Genomic DNA, 19,204 nt, shown 5'->3' on the forward strand with positions numbered 1-19,204 from the left:
ACCTGACGATTTCCGTCGCCCGACCTACCCGCAACCCGCCGTTTCGGCTTTGCCGTCGGCTGAACCAGAGGCCATTGCCATGCCGGACGCCGCCACCCTGATCGAACTGGATGAGCGCATCGCCATCCTGCGCAGCAACCTGTCGGAGCTGACCGAACAGGCCACCGCCTATTCCGGCGCCGCGGACGAGGATCGTGCCGCCGAACGGATCGCGCAGCAGCAGCAATTGCTCGACACTCTTCTGAAACAGCGCGAGGAGATGGCCCGCTAGCGCGGAACGGGGCGCGGCGCGTTCCAGCGCCGCGCATCGGTTGGTGGATCGGGTCGGCGGGTCGGGATGGCGGCCGGTCAGTGCTTCGTCGGCATCGACGGGTCAGCCTGCGTAGTCTGCCAGTCCGGGCTCGAAGCGCCGGCCGCGCGATCTGCGCTCGCCATCGGGTCGTGAGCCCGGCCAGCGTCCCGGACAGGGTGATGTTGCTTCTTGGCCGGCGCGTTGATCTCCATCGGCACGATGAAGGAGACCGTCGCGCCGACCCCGCTATTGTTCTCCGCCCGGATGGTGCCGCCATGGGCCTCGACAATGGAGCGGCAGATCGCCAGCCCCATGCCCATGCCGTTCGCCTTCGTCGTGCGGAAGGGCTGGAAGATCTCGTTGGGATTGTCGAGCGCGATGCCGGTGCCATTGTCGCGCACCTCGACATTCATCATGCGATCCGGCGCCGAACTCAGGCAGACGACGACCTCCCGCGGCCGGCCCTCGACCTTGTCCATGGCCTGAATCGCGTTGAGCACCAGATTGACGATGACCTGCTGGATCTGGACGCGATTGGCGAAGGCGGCGGGCAATCCCGGTTCGATCAGCTCGCGGATGCGCGTCTCGTGCGCGTTTGCCTCGCGCTGCACCATGCGGACGGATTCGGCGATGAGACCGGCGAGGTCGAACGCCTCGAGCTGGGGCGTGCCCTTGCGTGCCAGCGAGCGCACATGGGCCAGGGTTTCGGAGGCGCGCGCGGTCGCCGTGATGACGCCATCGAGGCAGAGCTCGACTTCGCTCATGTCGGGGATGGGCGCGGCAAGCCATCTTCTGGCGGATTCAGCATAGGTCTTGATCGCCGCCAGCGGCTGGCTGACCTCATGGGCGATGGAGGCGGAGAGCTGCCCGAGGGTGGAAATGCGCGCGGCATGGGCAAGGTCGGCCGATGCCTGTTCCAGCTTCAGACGCGCATTGTTGCGGTCCGTCACATCGATGGCGGTGATCAGCACGCGAGACCATTCGCTCTTGCCCTGCAAGAGCGTCGCCCGCCAAAGCACGTCGATCACCTTGCCCTGCGCCGTGCGGAACTGCGTTTCGACTTCCCGCATATGCCCGCCCTCAAGGAAGGTTGCGAAAATCTCCGCGAGGGCCGCTTCGGTTGACGGCATGTAGTGCGCGACGAAGGTCTTGCCGACCATCGCGTGAGGCGTCTCGGTGCCGAACAGGACCGCCGTCGCCCGGTTGGCGATATGCGTCGAGCCCAGATGGCGCGCGACCGCTATCTGGTCGTTGCTGGCCCTGAGCGATTGCGGCGTCACCCCGGTCGCTTTCAGATGGGCCAGCACGCGGGTCCAGTCGGATTCCCATATCGAGACCGGCGATTCATGAAAGATCGCTTCATAGCGTTCTTCCGAAACGCGGCGCGCCTCATGGGCCTGCCATTCCGCCGTCAGGTCGGAACTGGTCTCGATCACGCCGATGCGGCGCCCCCGGCGATCCTGTCGGACCAGCCAGCGGCTCGCCAGCACGACCGGGGTGCCGTCGCGCCGTTGGCGGCGCAGTTCGCCGACCCAGTTGCCGGTGCCGGAAAGGGCGTTTTCGGCCTCTGCTTTCGGGTATTCCGAGTGCAGCAAATCGTGACAATTGGCGCCAAGGGCCTCGTCACGCGACCAGCCGTAAAGGCGTTCCGCCCCTTCATTCCAGTAGACGATGCGATCGGCTGTATTGCAGACAATGACCGTGTCGTGGGTGAGTTCCAGTATGCGCGCCTGTTCGAACAGGGGGGCGTTCTGCACGCTCAGCCGGAGAGCGAGCGCCGTTACGCAGGCGATCACCAGGGTGCTGACGATGAGATCGGGCGTTGCATTCGGATTGGTCGCAGTAACCGGCGAGACGAAATAGGCGATCACCGTCAGGAGCAGGCAGATCGCGCCGGCGGGAAGCACCAGCCTGTGCAGGCCACCGCCGGCGACGATCAAGACAACGACGATATAAAGCGCCGCGATCGCGCTATGGACCGGAAGCCAAAGGTCGGCGACGAACACCGCGCCCAAGGCCGCCGCCGCGACAGCCAGATAAACGGCTTTAGCTTTCTCACCACCGGTGGATCCGCCCAGCGCATCACTCACGGGCATGTCTCCGCTTCCCCTGCGAAACGTATAATGCGAAAGCCGCTACGCTCTCCCAGCGCATCTATGTGGCAATCCCGCTAGCTGTCTTGAACGTCTGTGCCCATTCGGAAAAGAGTCGCGGTTGCGCACCGGCAACGCGGCAAGCTACGCCTATGCGCGAATCATCAGATACCGATCATTATTCAAAAATTCGAACGATTAGACTTGGCGGACTAGACTTGGCAGGAATGCTCATCATGAGCCCAACAAACGTCCCTGAGAGACCCTCGGAGATGAGCCGTACCTTCCTGACGGGAGACGGGGTGGAACTGCACTACATCGCCGCCGGAGCCGGCCGACCCGTCATCCTGATCCCCGGCTGGTCGCAGACGGCCGAGGAATGGACCTTCCAGATCGAAAGCCTCAGCACCGCGTATCGCGTCATCGCGATCGACATGCGTGGGCACGGCCGCAGCGGGAAGCCCGATCACGGGTATCGCGTGGCGCGGCTGGCCGCCGACCTTCATGATCTGATCCGCGCCCAGGATCTGACCGATGTGACGCTGATCGGACACTCCATGGGGTCGTCGGTGATCTGGAGCTATCTGGAGCAGTTTGGCGAGAGCAATATCGACCGCATGGTCTTCGTCGATCAGGCGTCCGCCATCGTCAGCGAACCCGGCTGGTCCGAGGCGGAGCGTCTCGACGCCGGCGCCATCCTGTCCGCGCAGGAAGCCGCCGATCTCGTCGCGCAGCTGGCGCAGGATGATGGCCCGCTCAGCCGGTCCTTTGTCACCGCCATGTTCAGCGGGACCTATCCGGCGAACGACCTCGACTGGGTGCACGCGCAGAATGCCTTGTTCCCGCGCCCCTATGCGGCACGGCTGCTCTATGATCACGCCTTCAAGAACTGGCGGGACGTCATCGCGCGCATCGGGCGCCCGTGCCTGTGCGTGGGAGCCCGCCGCAGCATCGTGCCCTGGCAGGCCATGGAGGCGACGGGCCGGGCGATCGCCGGGGCGCAGACCGTCATATTCGAAATCGACGAGGGCGGATCGCATTTCATGTTTCTGGAGAACCCCTTGAAATTCAACGCCCTTCTTCACGCCTTCCTCGAAGACAGGCCCATTGCCTAGGATCTGCTTTGGCCTGAGCCGGTCTCGGCAATCGGGCGTGTCATCGGTGGAACGGCCGAAAGGTCCGTAGCCGATCAAGGCAGAGATAGATGACGGGCGTGGTGTAGAGCGTCAGCACCTGACTCACCATCAGCCCGCCGACGATGGCGTAGCCGAGCGGCTGGCGCAGTTCCGATCCCGTGCCGCTGCCGAGCATCAGCGGCACGCCGGCGAGCAGCGCGGCGAAGGTGGTCATCAGGATCGGCCGGAAGCGCAGGAGGCATGCCTCGCGTATGGCGTCCCGCGCCGTCATCCCGCCCGCCCGTTCGCGCGCGATGGCGAAGTCGACGATCATGATGCCGTTCTTCTTCACGATGCCGATCAGCAGAATGATCCCGATCAGCGCAATGATCGAGAAGTCGAAGCCGAACAGCCAGAGCATGACCAGCGCGCCGAGCCCGGCCGATGGCAAGGTCGAGAGGATGGTGATCGGGTGGACATAGCTCTCATACAGCACGCCGAGGATCACATAGATCACCACCAGCGCCGCCAGCACCAGCATCGGCTCGCTCGCCAGCGAGGACTGGAAGGCCTGCGCATTGCCTTGGAAGGTGCCGATCAGGGTCGGTGGCTTGCCGATCTGCGCTTCCGCCGCGTGGATCGCCGCCACCGCATCGCCGAGCGCCACGCCGGGGGCGAGGTTGAAGGACAGGGTCACGGCCGGGAACTGCGACTGATGATTGATCGACAGGAAGCTCGTCGGCTCGGTGGTCCATTTGGCGAGAACCGAGAGCGGCACCTTGGTGCCCGAGGCCGGCGCGGGAATGTAGATGTCGTCCAGCGCATGAGGCGAGGCCTGTAGTTGCGGGGTCAGCTCAAGGATCACGTGATAGGAGTTGAGCTGGGTGAAGTACTGCGCCACCTGACGCTGGCCGAAGGCGTCATAGAGCGTGTTGTCGATATCGGCCGGGCTGATGCCGAGGGCCGACGCCTGGTCGCGGTCGATCTCAAGCGTCAGCGTGGCTCCGCTGGTCTGCTGGTCGGAGGCGAGGCTGGCAACTTCCGGCAGCGTCTTCAGCCGGGCCAGCAGCTTCGGCGCCCAGACGCTCAGCTCGTCGATATCGTTGTCCTGTAGCGTGTACTGAAACTGCGTCCGCGACACCCGCCCGCCGACATTGAGGTCCTGTGCCGCCTGCAGGAACAGCGCCGCGCCTTCGACCTGGGCGAGCTTGCCGTTCAGCCGCTCGATGATCTCGAACGCGGAGGCCTGCCGCTGCTCGCGCGGCTTCAGGGTAATGAACATGCGCCCGTTATTGACGGTCTGTCCGGCGACCGAGCCCACCCCCATGCCGACGCTGGCGACGTCGGGGTCCGCGGCGACGATCCGGCCGAGTTCGATCTGGTGCTGCGCCATCCGCGCGAAGGAGATGTCCTGCGCCGCCTCGGACACGCCGATGATGAGGCCGGTGTCCTGCAACGGAAAGAAGCCCTTGGGGATCTCGTAGAACAGCACGCCGGTCGCCGCCAGCGCGGCGAAGAACACGCCGAGCGTGATCGCAACATGGTCGAGTGCCAGGTCGAGCGTGCGGCGATAGCCCGCCTGCAGCGCGTCGAAGGCGCTCTCCAGCGCGCGATAGCCCCGGCCATGCGCCCGCTCCTCGCCCCGTGGCCGCAGGAACAGCGCGGCGAGCATCGGGGTCAGTGTGAGCGACACCACGGCCGAGATGGCGATGGTGATCGTCACCGTGACGGCGAATTCGCGGAACAGCTTGCCCACCAGCCCGCCCATCAGCAGGAGGGGAATGAACACGGCGGTCAGCGACAGGCTGATCGACAATATGGTGAAGCCGATCTCCGCCGACCCGTCGAGCGCCGCCTGCAGCGGCGTCTTGCCCATCTCCAGATGCCGCTCGATGTTCTCCAGCATGACGATGGCGTCGTCGACAACGAAGCCGACCGCGATGGACAGGCCCATCAGCGAGAGATTGTCGAGACTGTAGCCCAGCCCATACATCGCGGCGAAGGTGCCGACGATCGCCAGGGGAACCGCCACGGCGGGGATGACCGTCGCCCGCAAATTGCGCAGGAAGACGAAGATCACCGCCACCACGAGCACGACGGTGATGATCAGCGTCTTCTCGACATCCTCGACGGAGGCCCGGATCGTCCCCGTGCGATCGCTCAGTATCTCAAGATTCAGCCCGGCCGGCGCGTTGGCGAGCAACAGGGGCAGTTGCGCCTTGATGTCGTCGACCGTGGCGATGACATTGGCGCCGGGCAGCTTGAACGCCGGCATCAGGATCGACCGCTCGCCATTCGCCCAGGCCGCGAGCTGATTGTTTTCGGGGGCGTCGACCGCCGTCCCGATGTCGCGAACGCGCACCGGCGCGCCGTCGCGCCAGGCGAGGATGGCGTCCCGCCACGGTCCGGCGGCGGTCAACTGGTCATTGTCGAACAGGGTGAAGGTGCGCTCATGCCCCTGCACGGTGCCTTTGGGATCGTTCACCGAGAGCGAGACGATCGCCTGCCGGATGTCCTCCAGCGACAGGCCGAGATTGGCGAGCTTGGCGGGATCGACCTGGATGCGCACCGATGGTTTCTGCTGGCCGTAGATCAGCACCTGCCCGACGCCGGAAATCTGGCTGATATGCTGTTCGAGCACATTCTCGGCGAAGTCGTCGACCTGCGTGATTGGCAATGTCTTGGAGTTCAGGGCCAGCACCAGAATGGGCGGGTCGGCCGGATTCACCTTGCGATAGGTCGGGGGCGCCGGCAGGTTGCTCGGCAATTGCCCCCCGGCGGCGTTGATCGCGGTCTGAACGTCTCCCGCCGCCGCATTGATGTCGACGTCGAGCCCGAATTGCAGGGTGATCGAGGAATTGCCGAGCGTCGAAACGGAGGTCATCTGGGCGAGGCCCGGTATCTCGCCGAGCTGGCGCTCCAGCGGCTGCGTCACCGAGGAGGCGATGATCTGAGGGCTGGCGCCGGGAAGCTGGGTCGAGACCGAGAGCGTCGGAAAATCGACTTCCGGCAGCGGCGCCACCGGCAGGCGCGGAAACGCGGCCATGCCGAGCATCAGGAGGCCGGCCATCAGCAGCGAGGTGCCGATGGGGTGGCGGATGAACCAGGAGGACAGCGACACGGTCAGCTATCCCCCTTGGGGGCCGCCGTCACCGCCGTTCCGGGCGCGAGGCGATACTGCCCCCGCACCACAACCGTCTGACCCGCCTCAAGGCCGGTCTCGATCACCGCGATGCCATTGGCGATCAACCCCGCCTGTACCGGGACCGTGGTGACCCGGCTGTCGCTCCCCACCACGAACACATAGTCGCCCGAGGGACCGCGCTGCACCGTATCCGACGGCACCGTCAGGGCGTTTTGGCGCGTTGCAACCTTGAACCGGACCGCGATGAACTGGCCGGGCCACAGCATGTCGTCGGCGTTGGGGAACACCGATTTCACCTGCAGGGCGCCGCTTTGCGGATCGACCTTGTTGTCGATCAGCGCCACCGTGCCGGTCGCGAGCCGCCGGCTGCCGTCGCGCGACACGGCCTGCGCTTCCACCGCGGAAGCGTCGAGCGCGGTGCGGATGGTCGCCACCTCGTCCTGCGGCAGCGTCGAGATGACGGCGATGGGATGCAACTGGTTGAGGACGACGAGGCCATTCGCATCGGCGGCATGGACGATGTTGCCCTCATCCACCAGCCGAAGGCCCGCCCGTCCGTCGATCGGCGCGGTGATCTGCGTGTAGGAAAGCTGCGTCTGCGCCACGGAGATCGCCGCCCGATCCTGCGCGATCTGGGCCGCCAACTGGTCCACCGAGCTGCCCTGATTGTCGACGGCCTGCTGGCTGGCGAAGGCGTCCTTGCCGAGCTGGGTGTCGCGGGCAAAGATCTTCTGCGCATTGGTCAGGGACGCCTCGTCCTGCTGCAGCTTCGCCTGCGCCTGATCGAGCGCCGCCTGAAAGGTGCGCGGGTCGATGACCGCCAGCAGGTCGCCCTTGCGCACGTCCTGGCCTTCCTTGAACAGAACCTGCTGCAACTCACCATCGACACGCGAGCGCACGGTGACGCTGTTGAAGGGCTGTACCGTGCCGACGCTGGTGAGGAACACCGGCACGTCGCGTCGGACGACCTGCGTCATCTCGACCGGCACGGGCGCGGGAGCCGGCGGCGTGGCATGGGTCCGGGTACTGACCGCCCAGAGGGCGGCCCCTCCCGCCAGCGCCACCATCACGGAGGCACCCAGCATGAGGGTAAGACGGCGGCCGGGCATGGAGCGGCCCTCCAAATGGGTACAACAGCTCCATCCGTGCGCCCGAACGGCGCCGCTTTCTTTCGCGAACGCGCCCAACTTGCCGATCCGCCGCGTGGCGGTGCCAGTGGGGGATGGCGCGTGCCTCAGCCCCCTTCCAGGAACAGCTGCAAACGGGGACACACGAAATCGAGAAACACCCGCACCCGCTGGGGCAGGCGCGCGCCGCCGAGATAGACGGCATTGACCTGCTCCTCGTCGCCCTCCACGGCATCCGCCAGCACCTCGATCAGCCGGCCCGCCGCGATGTCGTCGCGCGCGTGATAGTCGCCGAGGCGCGCCAGCCCGACCCCGGCCACCGCCATGCGCCGGACGGTCTCGCCATTATTGGCGAGCAGCGAGCCATGGACCGCGCGATCGACGATGCGCCCGCTTTCCTTCAGCGGCCACACCGGCGCGGCGCGGCGGAAGTTGAAGCCGAGGCAGTTGTGATGGGCGAGGTCCTCGATGGTCCGCGGCGTGCCGTGGCGTTCGAGATAGGCGGGAGCGGCGACGATCTTGCGGTGCGCGGCGCCGATCCGGCGCGCCATCATGCCGGAATCCGGCAGGGGCCCGACCCGGAACGCGACATCCGTCCGGTCGAGATACAGATCGACGATCTCGTCTGACAGGGAGAGATCGACGACGATCGGCGCATGAGCCTCCCAGAAGGCGGGAAGCAGCGGCTCCAGCCCGAGCGCGCCAAGGGCGACCGAGGCATTGACCCGGATCGTCCCGCCCGCGCGTGCCGCGCCTTGCGACAGCCCCTTTTCGAGGTCGTCCAGCTCGCCAAGCAGGGCCAGGCTCCGCTCGTAATAGACCTGCCCCTCCGCCGTCAGCGACAGCCGCCGCGTGGAGCGTTCGAGCAGGCGCACGCCCAGCCGCGCCTCGATGCGGCCGATCAGCTTGCTGACGGTCGACGGGGTCATCAGCAGCGCGCGCGCCGCCTCGGAAAAGCTGCCCGCTTCCACGACCCGCACGAACACCTGCATCTCTCCGGCGCGGTTATCCATGCGCGGCTCCATCTGTGAAATCGTTTCTCAGATAAAGTGGAAAGCGAGCCAATTATCAAGGACCGTCCCGCGGCCTATTTCAGCTTCCATGAAACAGGACGCGATGAAACCAGACTCGGTGAAACGAGGCTCGGCTCTGGACCTGATCCGCAAGCCGGATCGCCTCACCCTCGGCATCGAATTGCCGCTGGACAATGACTGGTCGCCCGCTGGCGAGGCCCGGCGGGTGGCACAGGGCCGCCTGCCCGGCGTGCCCGACCTCTCCGTGCAGACCGACCTCGTGCGCCGGGCCGATGAGCTCGGCTTCGCGGCGGTGTGGATGCGCGACGTGCCGGTCTTCGACCAGGTGAACATGGGCGATGCCGGTTCGGTGCACGATGTTTTCGTGCTGCTCGGCCATCTTGCCGGGCTGACCCGCACCATCGCGCTGGGCACCGCCGCCGTCGTGCTGCCGATCCGCCATCCCCTGATGACGGCGAAAGCGGCCGCCTCGGTCGACGCGCTGTCCGGCGGGCGGCTCATTCTCGGCGTCGCCTCCGGCGATCGGCCGGTGGAATATCCGCTGCTCGGCCTCGATTTCGCAGCGCGCGGCGCCGCGTTCCGGGACGCGGTCGATTATCTCCGGGCGGCCTGGCAGCCCGGCGGCCTGCCGGTGAACGGCACGCGCCTGCCAAGCCTGCATCTGCTGCCGCGCCCGGCGCAGCCGGCCATTCCGCTCGTCGTTGCCGGACAGGCCCGGCAGGATGATGACTGGCTCGCCGCCCATATGGACGGGCGCTTCGTCTATCCCGGCAGCATCGAGGCGATGACGGCGCAGGCGACGCGCTGGCGGGAGGCGACCGCCGGTCGCGGCGCCTTCATCAGCGCCTGCCATCTCGACCTGCTGGACGACGCCAACGCTCCCTTCCAGCCCATCCGTTTCGGCGCCCGCCTCGGGCGAAAGAGCCTGATCGCGCATCTCGACGCGCTGGCCGGCGCGGGCGTCGATCATCTCGCCTTCAACATGCGGCAGTCGGCCCGTCCGCCTGCCGAGATCATCGAGGAACTGGCGTCCGACGTGATGCCGGCGCTCATCACCCGCAGCCGGGCGCACGCCGCCTGAACGAAAGGACTCCCTGATGACTATCGTGAAAGCCCATGGCGCGGAGATTCCCGCCCTCGGCTTCGGCGTGTTCCGCATGTCGGACGCCGAGGTCGAGGCGGTCGTGCCCGCCGCGCTCGAAGCCGGGTTCCGCCATTTCGATACGGCGCAGGCCTACCGCAACGAGGCGGCCCTCGGGCGTGCTCTGGCCGCGTCGGGGGTGCGCCGGGACGACCTCTTCCTGACCACCAAGGTCTGGGTCGATCAATACGGCAAGCAGAGCTTCGCCGCCTCGGTGGACGAAAGCCTGGACAAGCTGAAGGTCGACCGGGTCGATCTCCTGCTGCTGCATTGGCCCACCGACAAGGTCGCCATCGCCGACCAGATCGAGCGGCTCAACGAGGTACAGGCGGCCGGCAAGACCCGCTTCATCGGCGTGAGCAACCAGAATATCGCGCAAATGACGCAATCGGCCGCGCTGAGCCGGGCGCCGATCGTCACCAACCAGATCGAGGCGCATCCCTATCTCGACCAGAGCGCGGTCGCGGCAGCGGCGAAGGCGCTGGGCGTATCCATCACCGCCTATTTCGGCATGGCCGACGGCGCCGTGCCGCGCGATCCGCTGCTGCGGGAGATCGGCGCCCGGCACGGCAAGAGCGCCGCTCAGGTGGCGCTGCGCTGGCTGATCCAGCTCGGCTACATCGCCTTGTCGAAGACCGCCCGGCCCGAACGGGTGGCGGAGAACATCGCCATCTTCGACTTCGCGCTGACCGATGAGGACATGGCCCGGATCGGCACGCTGGCCCGCCCGGACGGACGGCTGGTGAGCCCGCCCGGACTGGCCCCGGACTGGGATTGAGGAGCCTCGCAATGAACGACACCATCTCATCCCCGACCTCTTCCCCGACGCAGGGCGCCCGCCCGTCGTTCAACTGGCCGCTGCTGGCGCTGGCCGTCGGCGCCTTCGGCATCGGCACCACCGAGTTCACACCGATGGGTCTGCTGCCCGTGATCGCGCAGGGGGTGGACGTGTCGATCCCCACCGCCGGCATGCTGGTCAGCGCCTATGCGATCGGCGTGATGGTGGGCGCCCCCTTCATGACGCTCGCCTTCAGCCGCTTCGGCAAGCGCACCGCCCTGATGCTGCTGATGGCGATCTTCACCCTCGGCAACATCCTCTCGGCTCTGTCGCCGGACTACTACACGCTGCTCGCCTCCCGTGTCGTCACCAGCCTCAACCACGGCGCCTTCTTCGGTCTCGGCGCCATCGTCGCGGCCAGCGTGGTGCCGAAAGACAAACAGGCCAGCGCCATCGCGACCATGTTCATGGGCCTGACCATCGCCAATGTCGGCGGCGTGCCGGCCGCCACCTGGATCGGCCAGCAGGTCGGCTGGCGCATCGCCTTTGCCGGCACGGCCCTGCTCGGCCTGCTCACCATCGTCGCCCTGTGGCTGGCGCTGCCGCGCGGCGAGGCGGGGAAGATGCCGGATATTCGCCGTGAGCTGGGCGTCCTCACCCGGCCGGCGGTGCTGCTCGCCATGGCGACCACGGTGATGGGCGCGGGTGCCATGTTCACGCTCTACACCTATCTCGCGCCGACCCTCGCCGATCTGACCGGTGCGTCGGAAAGCTTCGTGACGCTCGCTCTGGTGCTGGTCGGTATCGGCTTCACCATTGGCAACGGCCTCGGCGGCAGGCTCGCCGATTGGTCGCTCGACGGGGCGACGAAGATCTTCCTCGCGGCCATCGCGCTCATCATGCTGGTGCTGCCCTTCGCCCTGACCAGCCATGTCGGCGCAGCCATCGGCCTGCTGGCCTGGGGCGCGGCAACCTTCGCCCTCGTGCCGCCGGTGCAGATGCGGGTGATGCAGGCGGCGTCCGAGGCGCCGGGGCTGGCCTCGTCGATCAATGTCGGCGCCTTCAACCTCGGCAATGCCCTGGGTGCGGCGGTCGGCGGCGGCGTCATCAGCCTTGGCCTCGGCTATGCGGCGGTTCCCCTCGCCGGCGGGGTTCTCGCCGCGGCCGGCCTCGTGCTGGTCTGGCTGGGCGCCCGCCAGCGCACCGCGCTGCGTCCCTGCGAGGCCTGAAGGACCAGGACGCCGGGTCGCCGGCGGCAGCCGCGCGCTGCCCGCCGGAATCCGGCGTCACGGCCCTATTATTCGTGTGGAGGAGACAAAGCGACATGGCTGAGATCCAACGTCACATCCCCGTCCCCGGCGGCTTCCTCATGGTGCTGCGCCAGGGCGACGATGTCCTGGCGCATCTTGAGGCGCTGATGCGGGAGGCGGATATTCCCGCCGCCTCGGTCCGCGGCTTCGGCTTTGCCGGCTTGATCCGCTTCGGCTTCTTCGATTTCGAGCGGCGCGATTATGAGCCCCGCGATTTCCGCGACATGGAGGTCACGGCGCTTCTGGGAACCCTCGCCTGGAAAGACGGCGCGCCGGCGATCCACGCCCATGCCACCGCCACCGGCGCCGACTTCAACGCCGTCGGCGGCCACCTTCTCGCCCTCACCGTCGGGCGCGGCTCGTTCGAACTGACGATCACCACCCACGACCGCCGGCTGGAGCGCCGGTTCGAGGAAGACATCGGCGCCAACGTGCTGCGACTGTAAAGCCGCCGCGCGCGTGGCGAATTATTCCCACTCAATCGTCCCCGGCGGCTTGCTGGTCACGTCGTAGACCACGCGGTTGACGCCCTTGACCTCGTTGACGATGCGGGTGGCGACGCGGCCGAGGAAGGCCATGTCGAAGGGGTAGAAATCCGCCGTCATGCCGTCGACCGAGGTCACGGCGCGCAGGCCGACCACATAGTCATAGGTACGGTAATCGCCCATCACGCCCACGGTCTTCACCGGCAGGATCACGGCGAAGGCCTGCCAGATCTCCTCATAGAGGCCGTGGCGGCGGATTTCCTCGAGATACACCTCGTCGGCGAGGCGGAGGATGTCGAGCTTCTCGCGGGTGATCTCGCCCGGGCAGCGAATGGCGAGGCCCGGCCCCGGGAAGGGGTGGCGGCCGACGAAGATGTCGGGCAGGCCCAGCTCGCGGCCGAGCGCGCGGACCTCGTCCTTGAACAATTCGCGCAGCGGCTCGACCAGCTGCATGTTCATGCGCGCGGGCAGGCCGCCGACATTGTGGTGGCTCTTGATCGTCACCGACGGGCCGCCGGAGAAGCTGACGCTCTCGATCACGTCGGGGTAGAGCGTGCCCTGGGCGAGGAAACCCGCGCCGCCGATCTTCTTGGCCTCGTCCTCGAACACGTCGATGAACAGCTTGCCGATGGTCTTGCGCTTCACTTCCGGGTCGGTCACGCCTTCCAGCGCGCCGAGGAACATCTCGGAAGCGTCCACATGCACCAGCGGGATGTTGTAGGCGTCGCGGAACAGGGTGACGACCTTCTCGGCCTCGCCGAGGCGCAGCAGGCCGTGGTCGACGAACACGCAGGTGAGCTGGTCGCCGATCGCCTCATGGATCAGCACCGCCGCCACGGACGAGTCGACGCCGCCGGACAGGCCGCAGATCACCCTTCCCTCGCCCACCTGCTCGCGGATGCGGCGGATCGCCTCCTCGCGGAACGCCTTCATGCTCCAGTCGGCGCGGGCGCCGGAGATCTTGCGCACGAAATTGCGGATCAGCGCGGCGCCGTTCGGCGTGTGCATCACTTCCGGGTGGAACATGGTGGTGTAGATGCGGCGCTCCTCGTTCACCGCCACGGCGCAGGGCGCGTTCTCGGAGGTGGCGACGACCTCGAAGCCTTCCGGCAGCTTGGTCACGCGGTCGCCATGGCTCATCCACACCGGATAGGCGCCGCCGACCTCCCACACGCCCTCATAGAGCGCGCTGGGCTTGTGCACGGTCACCTCGGCGCGGCCGAATTCGGCGGCGTGGCCGCCTTCCACCGTGCCGCCGAGCTGCACGGCGCAGGTCTGCTGGCCATAGCAGATGGCGAAGATCGGCACGCCGGCGTCGAAGGCTTCCTGCGGCGCGCGCGGGCTGTTCTCATCGAGCACCGAGGCCGGGCCGCCGGAGAAGATGATGCCCTTCGGCTTCACGCGGGTGAAGGCCTCCGCCGCGCTCTGGAACGGCACGATCTCGGAATAGACCCCCTCCTCGCGCACGCGGCGGGCGATGAGCTGGGTGACCTGCGAGCCGAAATCGATGATCAGGATCGTGTCGTGCTCTTGTGTCGTCTCGGTCTGGCTCATGTCGATCTCTGTCCGCTCGTTCGGCAGGTTGCGTTCATATCCGGCTCAGGCGTCGCGCACCATGATGGCGACGAAGAAACCGTCGGTTCCGGTGCGGCGCGGTGTCAGCAGAATGCCTTCCGGGCGCATCAGCGCGGCTTCCGCCAGCGCCAGCCCGCGCTCGCCCAGCGCCAGCACGGTCTCGGCCGGCGGGATGACGCGGAAGGCGGGGTGGCGCGCGGTGAAGGCGCGGATCTGCGCGACATTCTCCTCGTCCAGCAGCGAGCAGGTGACATAGGCGAGCCGCCCGCCGGGCTTCACGAAGCGCGCGGCATCGTCGAGGATTTCCGCCTGCTCCTTCACCCGCTCGGCCAGTGCGCCCGGCCGCATGCGCCATTTGGCGTCGGGGTTGCGGCGCCAGGTGCCGGTGCCGGTGCAGGGCGCGTCGACCAGCACGAGGTCCATGCGGGATTCCAGATCGGCCAGCACGTCGGCGCGCGCCGGGCCGCGGCCCTTGGGCGAGCGGACCTGCACATTATGGATGCCGGCGCGCTGGATGCGCTCATGGATCGGCGCGAGGCGGCGCAGATCGTCGTCATAGGCGTAGAGCTGGCCGGCATTGTCCATCAGCGCGGCGAGTTCCAGCGTCTTGCCGCCACCGCCGGCGCAGATGTCCAGCACCTGCCCGCCGCGCGGCGGGGCGGCGAGAATGGCGGCGATCTGCGAGCCCTCGTCCTGGATCTCGACCAGCCCCTTGAGATAGGCCGGCTCGACGGTGAGCGGGGGCGCCTTGCCATCCGCCTCCAGCGCGATGCGCAGGGTGAGCGGCGACCACGCGCCGGGCGTCACCGAGAGATGTTCAAGCTGCTGCTGCGCCTTGTCGATGCCGCCCTTCAGCGAATTGACCCGCAGGTCGAGCGGGGCGCGATCGGCCAGCGCCGCGCCCTCGGCATCGCGCGCCTCGCCGAACACGGCTTCAAGCGGCGCGTCGAGCCATTCCGGGTAATCGCCGCGCACATGGGCAGGTGCGTCATCGAGCGTGGCGTCGGTGAGGCGGGCGCGCTCGGCCTCGGTCAGCGGTGCGGGGGCGAAGCGCGACCCGTCGCACAGAGCGGCGATGGCGTCCGCCTCCATGCCGCGGCCGAGCCGGAGCATGCCGAGAATGAGCGCGCGCGGCGTCTCCTCGCCCAGTGTCTCGCCCATCAGGAAGGCGGCGGAGGCGCGGCGGCGCAGCGCGTCATAGACCAGCGAAGAGAGCGCGGCGCGGTCGCCCGAGCCGGCGAAGCGGTGGGCGCGGCCCCAGTCCTTCAACACGTCGGCGGCCGGGCGGCGTTCGGCGAGGATGGTGCCGATCACCTCGATGGCGGCGGAAAGCCGGGCTGCCGGTGTCATGTAAGCTCCGTCACGGCATGGCCGGCGCGAACAGGATCGCCAGCGCGAAAAGGATCCACATCAGCATGAGCACGACCACGCCCACCATATAGGCGGGGAAGCGGATGCTCAGCGCGTTGCTGGTCACATGCACGACGGCATGGACGATGCGGGAGAGAACGAAAACCCAGGACAGCACCACGAACAGCCCGTCCGCCTGCCGCGTGACCAGCGCGAAGGCGACCAGCGCATAGAACAGCACCGGCACCTCGAACTGGTTGCGGAAGCAGTTGCTGGCCTGCCGCACCTGCGCCGGCCAGCCGCTGTCGTCGATCAGCACGCGCTCCCGCTCGACGCTGCCCGCCTTTACCGCGCGCAGGCGCACCGCCCCCAGCCGGAACAGCACGGCGAAGGTGAGCGCGACCTGCACGAAGACCGGCAGCAGAATGGCGGGAATGGTCACGTGGTGGCATCCCTGTTCAGGCGGAAGCGACGTTCCGCGGGGGCCTCACGCCCCCGACGGATAATTCGGGCTCTCGCGGGTGATGATGACGTCGTGCACGTGGCTCTCCCGCAGGCTGGCGCCGGAGATGCGCACGAACGTCGCCTTCTCGCGGAACTCCTCCAGCGTGCCGCCGCCGACATAGCCCATGGCGGCGCGCAGGCCGCCGGCGAGCTGGTGCAGCACGCCCGAAACCGGGCCCTTATAGGGCACCTGCCCCTCAATGCCTTCCGGCACGAGCTTCAGCGTGTCCTTCACCTCGGCCTGGAAATAGCGGTCGGCCGAGCCGCGCGCCATGGCGCCCACCGAGCCCATGCCGCGATACGACTTATAGGACCGGCCCTGATAGAGGTAGACCTCGCCCGGGCTCTCGTCGGTGCCGGCGAGCAGCGAGCCGATCATGGCGCATTCCGCGCCGGCGGCCAGCGCCTTGGCGAGATCGCCCGAGAACTTGATGCCGCCATCGGCGATCACCGGCGTGTCGTTGCGACGGCCGACTTCCACCGCGTCGAGAATGGCCGTGAGCTGGGGTACGCCCACGCCCGCGACGATGCGGGTGGTGCAGATCGAGCCCGGCCCGATGCCGACCTTGACCGCATCCGCGCCGGCGTCGATCAGCGCCTGCGTGCCGTCGCCCGTGGCGACGTTGCCGGCGAGGATCTGCACCTTGTTGGAGAGCTGCTTGATGCGGCTCACCTGGTCCAGCACCTTGCGCGAATGGCCGTGCGCGGTGTCGACCACGACGAGATCGACGCCGGCCTCGACCAGCAGCTCGGCGCGGCGATAGCCGTCCTCGCCCACCGTGGTGGCGGCGGCGACGCGCAGGCGGCCCTGCTCGTCCTTGCAGGCGTGCGGGTTGGTGACGGCCTTTTCCATGTCCTTGACGGTGATCAGGCCGACACAGCGACCCTCATCGTCCACCACCAGCAGCTTCTCGATGCGGTGCGTGTGCAGCAGGCGCTTGGCCTCGGCCTGCTCGACGCCCTCGCGCACGGTGATCAGCCGCTCCTTGGTCATCAGCTCGGCGATGGGCTGCTCGGGATTGGTGGCGAAGCGCACATCGCGGTTGGTGAGGATGCCCACCAGCTTGCCGCCGCGCCCGTTCGGGCCGCGCTCGACCACCGGAATGCCGGAAATGCTGTGATTCTTCATCAGCGCCAGCGCGTCGGCCAGCGGCTGGTCGGGATGGATGGTGACGGGGTTCACCACCATGCCGCTCTCGTACTTCTTCACGAGGCGCACATGCTCGGCCTGCACCTCGGGTTCGAGGTTGCGGTGGATGACGCCGAGGCCGCCGGCCTGCGCCATGGCGATGGCGAGGCGCCATTCGGTCACGGTGTCCATGGCCGAGGACAGGATCGGAATGTTGAGCGAGATGGTGCGGGTGACGCGCGAGCGGATATCGACCTGGCCCGGCATCACGTCCGAAAGGCCCGGCTTCAGCAGAACGTCGTCGAACGTAAGCGCTTCCCGCGCGAGGCCGTCAAACACCGACATCGCCAACTCCCGGTTGGGGCACACGACGCGAAGACGGCGCCGGCCCTATGGATGAAATGTACAAAGGGAGCGCGCCGGGATCCGGCCGCTCCCCTAGTGAGTTGGCGAGGGCTCATACCATGGCCCGCACCGCTTTCCTAGGCACTAGCTCTGTGCCGCACGCAATGCCGATACGCGCCGGCAAGGGCGACGCTGGCGCCCTCACCTCTCACCCTATCGTGATGGCCCGATGACGTCGGGTGATCCCCTCGCCGGACTGGGTCGTGGGCGATATATGGGCGAGGAACACCCGCTTTGCCATACCGCCCGGCCCCTCCCGCCGCATCGGATCTGCCTCGTGCGCATCGAACGTCTCGTCCCGCTCATCGTCGCCTGCGCTCTGTTCATGGAGCAGCTCGATTCGACCGTGCTCGCCACCTCGCTGCCGGCCATCGCCAGGGATCTCAACGAGGACCCGATCGCGCTCAAGCTGGCGCTGACCTCCTATCTGCTCAGCCTCGCCGTGTTCATCCCGGCCAGCGGCTGGTTCGCCGACCGATTCGGCTCGCGCACCGTGTTCCGCGCGGCGATCATCGTCTTCACCTTCGGCTCGCTCTTGTGCGGCCTCGCGCAGTCACTGCCGGACTTCGTGATCTACCGCATCATCCAGGGCATGGGCGGGGCGATGATGGTGCCGGTGGGGCGGCTGGTCATCCTGCGCACCGTGCCGAAGGATGAACTCGTCTCCGCGCTCGCCTGGCTCACCGTGCCGGCGCTGCTCGGGCCGGTGTTCGGCCCGCCGCTCGGCGGCTTCATCACCACCTATTTCGACTGGCGCTACATCTTCTTCCTCAACATCCCGATCGGCATGGTCGGCGTGGCGCTGGCCTCGCGCTTCATTCCCGACATTCGCGAGCCGGACGTGCCGCCCTTCGATTTCAGGGGCATGATGCTCTCGGGCGTCGGGCTGGCCGGCCTGGTCTTCGGCTTCGCCCTGCTCGGCCAGCACGCGGTCGACCCGAGGATCGCGTTCGGCATCATCGTCGTCGGCGCGGTGGCGATGAGCTTCTATGTGCGCCATGCGCGCCGCACCGAGCGCCCGATCCTCGACCTGACGCTGCTGCGCATCCCGACCTTCTTCGCCGGCGTGGTCGGCGCCTCGCTGTTCCGTATCGGCATCGGCGCCATGCCCTTTCTGCTGCCCTTAATGCTCCAGCTCGGCTTCGGCATGTCGCCCTTCGCCTCCGGGCTGATCACCTTCGTCTCGGCGGCGGGGGCGATGACGATGAAGTTCTCGGCCGCACCGATCATCCGTGCCTTCGGCTTCCGCCGGGTGCTGATCGTCAACTGCTTCATCGCCTCGGCCTTCATCGCGGTGGCCGCCTTGTTCACCCCGTCGACGCCGCATCTGGTGCTGATGGGGGCGCTGCTGCTCGGCGGCTTCTTCCGCTCGCTGCAATTCACCAGTACCAACGCGCTGTCCTATGCCGACGTGCCGGCCGAGGCGATGAGCCGGGCGACCAGCTTCGCCAGCGTCGCCCAGCAGGTGGCGATCTCCACCGGCGTCGCGGTGGCCGCGCTGGTGATCGACGGCATGCGCGCCTTTCACGGGCGGATGCACCTCACGCTCGACGATTTCAGCGTCGCCTTCCTGGTGGTCGGCGCGATCGCGGTGTGCTCGGTGTTCTTCTTCATCCGCCTGCCGGCCAATGCCGGCGCCGAGCTTGCCCAGCGCAAGGTCAAGCCGGCGCAGATGCCCGAGTCGCCCGGCGAGATGGGGAGCGCGGGGTAAGGGATTTGTC

At 67.6% G+C, this 19,204-nt stretch carries 15 protein-coding genes; 7 read left to right on the forward strand and 8 right to left on the reverse strand.

Annotated elements, in window-relative coordinates:
- Window positions 1–79 precede the first annotated feature (79 nt).
- On the forward strand, window positions 80–271 hold the full coding sequence (locus tag KIP89_RS13155; protein WP_213755881.1) for a hypothetical protein: 192 nt from the start codon (window positions 80–82) through the stop codon (window positions 269–271).
- Between the two features lie 77 nt (window positions 272–348).
- On the opposite strand, the gene KIP89_RS13160 is transcribed toward KIP89_RS13155, so the two are convergent.
- Window positions 349–2,388, reverse strand: a complete 2,040-nt coding sequence (locus KIP89_RS13160; RefSeq protein WP_213755882.1) for a PAS domain S-box protein — start codon at window positions 2,386–2,388, stop codon at window positions 349–351.
- 269 nt (window positions 2,389–2,657) lie between these two features.
- On the opposite strand from KIP89_RS13160, the gene KIP89_RS13165 reads away from it, so the two are divergent.
- Window positions 2,658–3,500, forward strand: a complete 843-nt coding sequence (locus KIP89_RS13165; RefSeq protein WP_250152452.1) for an alpha/beta fold hydrolase — start codon at window positions 2,658–2,660, stop codon at window positions 3,498–3,500.
- A 40-nt stretch (window positions 3,501–3,540) separates the two neighbouring features.
- Here the strand turns inward: KIP89_RS13165 and KIP89_RS13170 are convergent, their stop codons facing one another.
- The 3 genes from KIP89_RS13170 to KIP89_RS13180 form a co-directional block, all read right to left on the reverse strand.
- A complete protein-coding gene (locus KIP89_RS13170; RefSeq protein ID WP_256441449.1) occupies window positions 3,541–6,627 on the reverse strand; it encodes an efflux RND transporter permease subunit in 3,087 nt (1,028 codons plus the stop codon).
- Window positions 6,624–7,754 (reverse strand): efflux RND transporter periplasmic adaptor subunit, encoded by a 1,131-nt coding sequence (locus KIP89_RS13175; protein WP_213755884.1) that lies wholly within the window; start codon window positions 7,752–7,754, stop codon window positions 6,624–6,626. Before KIP89_RS13175 ends, KIP89_RS13170 begins: the two co-directional genes overlap by 4 nt.
- Window positions 7,755–7,879: 125 nt before the next feature.
- Window positions 7,880–8,785 carry a LysR family transcriptional regulator gene (locus KIP89_RS13180; protein ID WP_213755885.1) on the reverse strand — a complete coding sequence of 302 codons (906 nt, stop codon included), beginning with the start codon at window positions 8,783–8,785 and terminating at the stop codon, window positions 7,880–7,882.
- Window positions 8,786–8,888: 103 nt separating this feature from the next.
- On the opposite strand from KIP89_RS13180, the gene KIP89_RS13185 reads away from it, so the two are divergent.
- The 4 genes from KIP89_RS13185 to KIP89_RS13200 all read left to right on the forward strand — a co-directional run bounded on the left by KIP89_RS13185 (window position 8,889) and on the right by KIP89_RS13200 (window position 12,481).
- A complete protein-coding gene (locus tag KIP89_RS13185; RefSeq protein WP_213755886.1) occupies window positions 8,889–9,887 on the forward strand; it encodes a TIGR03571 family LLM class oxidoreductase in 999 nt (332 codons plus the stop codon).
- Between the two features lie 16 nt (window positions 9,888–9,903).
- Window positions 9,904–10,725, forward strand: coding sequence for an aldo/keto reductase (locus tag KIP89_RS13190; RefSeq protein ID WP_213755887.1), 822 nt, complete (start codon window positions 9,904–9,906; stop codon window positions 10,723–10,725).
- Window positions 10,726–10,736: 11 nt separating this feature from the next.
- A complete protein-coding gene (locus KIP89_RS13195) occupies window positions 10,737–11,954 on the forward strand; it encodes an MFS transporter (protein WP_213755888.1) in 1,218 nt (405 codons plus the stop codon).
- Between the two features lie 95 nt (window positions 11,955–12,049).
- Window positions 12,050–12,481, forward strand: a complete 432-nt coding sequence (locus tag KIP89_RS13200) for a PPC domain-containing DNA-binding protein (RefSeq protein ID WP_250152453.1) — start codon at window positions 12,050–12,052, stop codon at window positions 12,479–12,481.
- 21 nt (window positions 12,482–12,502) lie between these two features.
- Here the strand turns inward: KIP89_RS13200 and guaA are convergent, their stop codons facing one another.
- The 4 genes from guaA to guaB are packed head-to-tail and all read right to left on the reverse strand — an operon-like array spanning window position 12,503 to window position 17,423.
- Entirely contained in the window at window positions 12,503–14,074 is a 1,572-nt protein-coding gene (gene guaA, locus KIP89_RS13205) for a glutamine-hydrolyzing GMP synthase (protein ID WP_213755889.1), read from the reverse strand.
- 45 nt (window positions 14,075–14,119) lie between these two features.
- On the reverse strand, window positions 14,120–15,445 hold the full coding sequence (locus KIP89_RS13210; protein WP_213755890.1) for an RsmB/NOP family class I SAM-dependent RNA methyltransferase: 1,326 nt from the start codon (window positions 15,443–15,445) through the stop codon (window positions 14,120–14,122).
- A 10-nt stretch (window positions 15,446–15,455) separates the two neighbouring features.
- Window positions 15,456–15,887 carry an MAPEG family protein gene (locus KIP89_RS13215; RefSeq protein WP_213755891.1) on the reverse strand — a complete coding sequence of 144 codons (432 nt, stop codon included), beginning with the start codon at window positions 15,885–15,887 and terminating at the stop codon, window positions 15,456–15,458.
- Between the two features lie 45 nt (window positions 15,888–15,932).
- Complete coding sequence (gene guaB, locus KIP89_RS13220; RefSeq protein ID WP_213755892.1) at window positions 15,933–17,423, reverse strand: IMP dehydrogenase; 1,491 nt, start codon at window positions 17,421–17,423, stop codon at window positions 15,933–15,935.
- 337 nt (window positions 17,424–17,760) lie between these two features.
- Here guaB and KIP89_RS13225 point away from each other — a divergent pair, with 337 nt between their 5' ends.
- Complete coding sequence (locus KIP89_RS13225; protein WP_213755893.1) at window positions 17,761–19,194, forward strand: DHA2 family efflux MFS transporter permease subunit; 1,434 nt, start codon at window positions 17,761–17,763, stop codon at window positions 19,192–19,194.
- Window positions 19,195–19,204 lie beyond the last annotated feature (10 nt).

This window comes from Ancylobacter radicis (assembly GCF_018449475.1).
GTDB classification, from domain to species: domain Bacteria; phylum Pseudomonadota; class Alphaproteobacteria; order Rhizobiales; family Xanthobacteraceae; genus Ancylobacter; species Ancylobacter radicis.